Origin of the sequence: Alcanivorax sp. (assembly GCF_051117345.1) — a bacterium.
Lineage (GTDB): Bacteria > Pseudomonadota > Gammaproteobacteria > Pseudomonadales > Alcanivoracaceae > Alcanivorax.
This window is the reverse complement of record NZ_JBNPEC010000068.1, coordinates 1-5562: the sequence shown is the minus strand read 5'-3', so window position 1 is coordinate 5562 and position 5562 is coordinate 1. Positions and strand designations below refer to the sequence as shown.

Here is a 5562-nt window from a genome sequence, read left to right as displayed (position 1 = left end):
CACGAACATCCCCGCCACGCTAAGCGGCTGTTCCTGCAGCCTCCCCTCCAGCGTCGGGGCCGTCCCTTCCCGTTGGTCTTCCTCATAGGCCTCTCGCTGACACCGAGCCCGTTCCTGCTGATAGTCGGCCAGTAATGCCTTGGCGCGCTCCCGATCCTCGGGCTGGGTCAGCCAGATGCCGCCGGAGGAAATCCCCCACATGCTCGGAGCGGTCTCATAGAACAGGATCTGGTTCTGTTCCAGCAAGGCGCGCACTTCGTCGGCCTCGTCGTCCGGAACCCGGCGCAGATTCAGCAGTAAGGTGGTCATGGTGCTCCTGGTAATGTGTTCAGGCCTGCCGCATGGCAGTGGGCATGGCGCAGAGATGCATACAGGATACATGGCGGTGCGCCCCAATGGTTACCATCGAAGCGTTGTTTCCGGTCTACACCATCAGATCAGCAAACCGTGTGCCGCCCAGCCACCCAGATACAGGCCCAGGCCGAACACGGTATGGGTCAGCAGACTCTGCAGGCGGGCAGCGTTGGGAGCTGGCATGCGGCAGGCCGCAATGCCGGCTCCCATGCCCGGCTGCATCAACAGAAACGGCGCGGCAACGGTGCCGATGCCCACCAGCAAGGCCGGCACCAGGGTGGGCTGGTGGATCCAGCGTTGCCCCTCTAGACCCAGCAGAATCCCCGCGAAGGCCAGGCCGGTAAGATAATGGGCCAGCCAGCCGACGGCTTTTTCCCTTGCCATGGCTGGCGATGCGGCAATGGCTGTGTGGCGGAACTGCCCGTGGCGCATATGCAGCAACCAGCGGCCGACCATGGCGTAGTTGGGTGGGGCGACACCCAGCAGCGGCTGGCGCAGCCAGCTCCAGACGTCCATGACCAGGGTGGCGCAGATGCCGATGATGATCATGCTGGCCAAGTGCTCTGTAACGTTATCCATGGGGCTTCCTCAAGGTGGATTTGATGGTAACGTACAACTTGAAGCTGGCTTGAGGTCAAGGTCGTGTTGGATATTTCCGAAGTGGTGCGTCGGTCGGGCGTGCCGGCGTCGACGCTGCGCTATTACGAAGAGAAAGGGCTGATCTTCTCCACCGGGCGCCGGGGGCTAAAGCGGATATTCGCACCGCGAGTATTGGATCAGTTGGCATTGATTGCCCTGGGGCGGGCAGCGGGGTTCTCGCTGGACGACATTGGCGAAATGTTCGATGCCGGTGGCGAGCCGAGCATCGACCGGCATGCCCTGTCGGCAAAAGCCGATGAACTGGATGACACCATCCGCAAACTGTCTGCTATGCGTGACGGCCTGCGCCATGCGGCAAAATGCCCGGCTCCCAGTCACCTGGAATGCGGCCAGTTTCGGCGTTTGATGAACATTGCCTCGGCACGAATGAAAGTGGAGAAAAAACGAGGCGGTCAGGAAAAATAAAAAAGAGCAGGGAAGCAGAAAAAAGAAAAAGGGACACGCATCTGTGCGTGCCCCTGCCATGTATCAGCCCCAGTCACCCAGCCATTTCTTCTTCGCTTTCTCCACCAGATCGCGGGCGTCGTGATTCCACGGGTGGAAGTTCGGGCTGTAGAACTTGAAGTAGGAGGGCAGCAGCTTGCGGAATACCCCCGGGCGACCCCACATGTAGTTCACGGCGCCGAGCCAGGACTTCATGTTGCCCAGCTGGCCATCTTCTTTCATCAGTTGCACCAGGTGCACTGCTGAGAAGACGGGGAACAGCACGCTGACGATCATCATTTCCGTGACGCGGGTGAATTCACTGCCGCCTATGGCCTTGTAGACATCGAAGGCCACCGCCTTGTGTTCGGATTCCTCAATGGCATGCCAGGCCCAGATAGGAGCGATGCGTGGGTCCATCTGCTCCAGGGCATCGTATTTGAGCAGGAACTCTTCAGCCATCAACGCAGTGAAATGTTCCACCGCAACGGTGTGGGCGAGTTGGCGTTCCGGGCTCAGGTGTTTGCGCATCAGGTTCATGAAGCCGAGGATTTCCCGCTCCAGCCGTGCCAGATCCACGCCGCGTTCCTGCAGAAAGCCGTTCATCAATTCATGTTCGCGGGAGTGGTGCGCTTCCTGACCGATAAAGCCCTTGATGGCTTTCTTCAGTTCCGGGTCGGTAATCTGATCCTGATAGTGACGCACCGAATCAATGAAAAAACGCTCACCGGGCGGGAAGCTGGCGGACAGGGCAGCCAGCAGCAGGGTTCTTGCCGGGTCGTTGTCCCACCAGTAGCGAGGCATGTCTTCGGCTTCGCTGAAGGCGAACTGGGGGCGGCGAACCTTGGGGATCATATCCTTGGGGGTTTTGCCGGCAAGGTTGCGCAGGGAGCCGGTGAGGCCTTTGCGAGCCTTTGCCTTGCCCGGACGAACAGGGACCACAGCATTCATGTCAGAACTCCTCGTTGAGGTATTTTCTTAATATGGCTCATACGGTACTGGTGAACGGCCCAAGGGCGTGAGATTCTGCACGGACATTGTACTTGTCATCGGTGGCCAAATGCCGCACAGAGAACTCCTGGCAGCAACCACACAGCAACTGGCATCGCTTCCGGCCTGGGTGCGGCAGCGCAATCAGTCCGCCACCTATCCGCGTGCTTTTATGGAAGCGGCGATGGAGAGTGGCGCCTCCCGGGAGCAGTTATTGCAGGCGGCCGATATTACCCCCGATCAGATTGACGATCCGGCCGGGCGGCTGTCGTTGCAGGAAACCTGGACGCTGGGCGCGGCGGCGCTCTCACTCACAGGCAATGGCAGCCTGGGATTTGCCTCCGGCGATCGCATGCCCCTCACCGCCCACGGCAACCTGGGTTATGCCCTTATGTGTGCCGGTACTCCCCGTGAGGCCATCGCCATTCTGGAGCGCTTCTGGCACCTGCGCGGGCGCGGGGCGCAGTTGATGGTGAGCGAGAGTGAGGACCGCCTGTTCATGGAGCTGGTGCTGGAACTCTCCGCCCCGGATGCCCTGCGCGACATGTTGATGAGCTCCATGCTGACCAGCATGTATCGCGGCATGGAGTTCCTGATACCGCACCTGCCCGAGCAACGGGAAATCTGGTTGTATGGTGAAGAGCCGGTGGGGTTTGATCGCTGGCGGGCACTGCTGCCAATGGTCCGTTTCGGCATGCCACAGGCCGGTATTTCCCTGGCGGGAGATATCACCCTGCTGGATCAGCCCCTGCCCACCGCCAACCCGGAAGCCCTGACGCTGGCGCTGGCCCAGTGCGAACGGGAAAGCGCGCTGGTGGATGACGCCGACGACACCTTGCGCCGTGCCCGTGCCGCGATGGCACTGGGCGCTGACGGGTACCCCTCTCCGGAGGCTCTGGCCGATAGCCTACACCTGACGCCCCGTACTCTGCGGCGGCGCCTGCAGGAACTGGGCTACAGCTATCAGCAATTGCTGGAAGCCGCCCGGCGGCGGGACAGCTGTCAGATGCTGGCCGACCCTGACCTGGAAATCCGCCGCATTGGTGAGGCGCTTGGCTATGGCGACCCGGCCAATTTCACCCGTGCCTTCAAGGCCTGGACCGGCCTGTCTCCCCGGGAATGGCGCAAAGGCCACGCTGGGGGCTGATCTTCCTGGCTCTTCCGCGCCATCCCGATGACGTTAAGCCTCTATGCTTGACCCGCTTGCCTTTCCTGTGATCAATTAATGAAACTAAATTCCAAAAAAATAACGGGAGAGCACATGTCACTTATCAACGGGCTGCGTAGCAGCCTTCTGGCTGGCGCAGTGATGGCCTGCGGCCTGGCACAGGCCGGTATTCCCGCATCGCTGAGCGAAAAGGTGGGCAAGCTGGCTGCAGACCAGCAGCCGGAGCTGGAGAAGGTGTTTCGCCAGTTGCATGCCAATCCGGAGCTGGCCTTCGATCTGCACGACACCTCTGCGCTGGTGGCCAAGCGTCTGAAGAAACTGGGTTACCAGGTGCATACCGGCATTGCCAAAACCGGCCTGGCCGCGGTGCTGAAAAACGGTGAGGGCCCGGTGATCATGTTCCGCAGCGACATGGACGCCCTGCCGGTGAAAGAGGAAAGCGGCTTGCCCTATGCCAGCAAGAAACAGGTGGAGCTGGATGACGGCAGCACCAGCTATGTGTCCCATGCCTGTGGCCACGATTCCCATACCGCCTGGTTGCTGGGCATCGCCAAGGTGATGATGGAAACCCGCGATGCCTGGTCCGGCACCCTGGTGTTGGTTGGCCAGCCGGCGGAAGAATTGATCGCCGGTGCCCAGGCCATGGTGGACGACGGCCTTTACGACAAGGTGCCCAAGCCATCCCTGTTGATCTCCGCCCACGTTTATCCGGTCTGGCCGGCAGGCACGGTGGCGGTAAAAGCTGGCCGCCGCATGGCCGGCAGTGATCAACTGGATGTGCACCTCACCGGTATCGGCGGTCACGGTTCCCGCCCGGAAGGCACCATTGATCCGGTGGTCATGGGCGCGCGGGCGGTGATGGCCTACCAGACCATCGTCAGCCGCAACATCCCGGCCCAGGACCCGGCGGTACTGACGGTGGGCGCCATGCAGGTGGGGGAAACCCATAACGTGATTCCGGAAACCGGCACTCTGAAACTGAACCTGCGCTGGTTCGACAAGGGCGTGCGCCAGACCATGCTGGATGCCATCGACCGGGAAACCCGGGGTATTGCCGTTGCGGCGGGGGTGCCGAAGGAGCGCGAACCCACCATTACCATGCTGGGTTATGCGGAACCGGTGATCAACGAAACGGCCCTGGCCGAGAAAGCCAATACCACCCTGGTGGCAGCCCTGGGGAAAAAACGGATCATGCCCGGCATTCCGCCAGTGATGGGCTCCGAGGATTTCCCCATGTTGGTGGCAGGCATTGAAGACGCCGAAACCCTGTTTGTGGAAGTAGGCGGTGGAGCCCCTGATGTGATGAAAAAGTACATGAGCACCGGCGAACTGCCGCCGCTCAATCACAACCCGAAGTTCCGCATCGAAAACCCGGGCCTGGCGATTACCACTGCGGTGCAGGCCAACAGCACCTTGTTGCTGGATGCCTTGCTTGCCGGTGACGCCAGGTAAGATCGGCGTGCGTTGAGGTGAAAAAAACAGCGGCCTAGGCCGCTGTTTTTCGTTTCAGGAGGAGACGAGAACAAATCGGGGACACACATGAAATAGAACAAATCGGGGACACACATGAAATGGATGAATTTGTGCGTGCCCCCGATTGGGGAAGGCTGGTTGGGTTACATCAAGGCAAAGGCCAGATACAGCATCAGTGCCACCTGGGCCAGGAACAGGCTGGCGCGAACAAATACCAGAGGAAAGCTGGTGCCGATCAGGTGCACCAGGCTTTGCCCGATACGTGCCGCAACAATGAAGCTTGCCAGCGCGTTCACGGTATCGCTCTGGCCGGTTGCCGCCGCCACCAGCACCAGGGCGGCAAACAGCGGCAGATTTTCCAGGCAGTTCAGGTGTGCAGCTTTGGCGCGGACCAGAATGGCCGGGTCATCCACGGCGTTGCCGCGCTCCCAGTGGTTGGCGGCTTTCTTGCCGGTGAGCGCCAGCGGCAGCCGGTAGGTGGCGTAGCTGAGTGC

General features: G+C 60.9%; 7 protein-coding genes. 3 read left to right on the top strand and 4 right to left on the bottom strand.

What is annotated here, in order from left to right; genetic code table 11:
* A partial coding sequence (locus tag ACFE0K_RS04330) for a DUF6164 family protein (RefSeq protein WP_434534893.1) occupies positions 1 to 309 on the bottom strand: 309 nt, incomplete at its 3' end.
* 123 nt (positions 310 to 432) lie between these two features.
* Positions 433 to 933 (bottom strand): DUF2938 domain-containing protein, encoded by a 501-nt coding sequence (locus ACFE0K_RS04325; RefSeq protein ID WP_434534892.1) that lies wholly within the window; start codon positions 931 to 933, stop codon positions 433 to 435.
* A gap of 63 nt (positions 934 to 996) precedes the next feature.
* On the opposite strand from ACFE0K_RS04325, the gene ACFE0K_RS04320 reads away from it, so the two are divergent.
* Positions 997 to 1419, top strand: coding sequence for a helix-turn-helix domain-containing protein (locus tag ACFE0K_RS04320; RefSeq protein WP_434534891.1), 423 nt, complete (start codon positions 997 to 999; stop codon positions 1417 to 1419).
* A 63-nt stretch (positions 1420 to 1482) separates the two neighbouring features.
* Here ACFE0K_RS04320 and ACFE0K_RS04315 read toward each other — a convergent pair whose 3' ends face one another.
* Positions 1483 to 2388 (bottom strand): metal-dependent hydrolase, encoded by a 906-nt coding sequence (locus tag ACFE0K_RS04315; RefSeq protein WP_434534890.1) that lies wholly within the window; start codon positions 2386 to 2388, stop codon positions 1483 to 1485.
* 109 nt (positions 2389 to 2497) lie between these two features.
* Between ACFE0K_RS04315 and ACFE0K_RS04310 the strand changes: the two genes are divergently transcribed.
* Together ACFE0K_RS04310 and ACFE0K_RS04305 are read left to right on the top strand one after the other, a co-directional pair.
* On the top strand, positions 2498 to 3574 hold the full coding sequence (locus ACFE0K_RS04310; RefSeq protein WP_434534889.1) for an AraC family transcriptional regulator ligand-binding domain-containing protein: 1077 nt from the start codon (positions 2498 to 2500) through the stop codon (positions 3572 to 3574).
* 114 nt (positions 3575 to 3688) lie between these two features.
* On the top strand, positions 3689 to 5047 hold the full coding sequence (locus ACFE0K_RS04305; protein ID WP_434534888.1) for an amidohydrolase: 1359 nt from the start codon (positions 3689 to 3691) through the stop codon (positions 5045 to 5047).
* A gap of 164 nt (positions 5048 to 5211) precedes the next feature.
* On the opposite strand, the gene ACFE0K_RS04300 is transcribed toward ACFE0K_RS04305, so the two are convergent.
* Positions 5212 to 5562 (bottom strand): MAPEG family protein (locus tag ACFE0K_RS04300; protein WP_434534887.1); only part of this gene is annotated, 351 nt, incomplete at its 5' end.

Coding starts and splice junctions, on each gene's coding strand:
- ACFE0K_RS04315 (WP_434534890.1), bottom strand. CDS start 2,388: ATGAATGCTGTGGTCCCTGTTCGTCCGGGCAAGGCAAAGGCTCGCAAA.
- ACFE0K_RS04305 (WP_434534888.1), top strand. CDS start 3,689: ATGTCACTTATCAACGGGCTGCGTAGCAGCCTTCTGGCTGGCGCAGTG.
- ACFE0K_RS04310 (WP_434534889.1), top strand. CDS start 2,498: ATGCCGCACAGAGAACTCCTGGCAGCAACCACACAGCAACTGGCATCG.
- ACFE0K_RS04325 (WP_434534892.1), bottom strand. CDS start 933: ATGGATAACGTTACAGAGCACTTGGCCAGCATGATCATCATCGGCATC.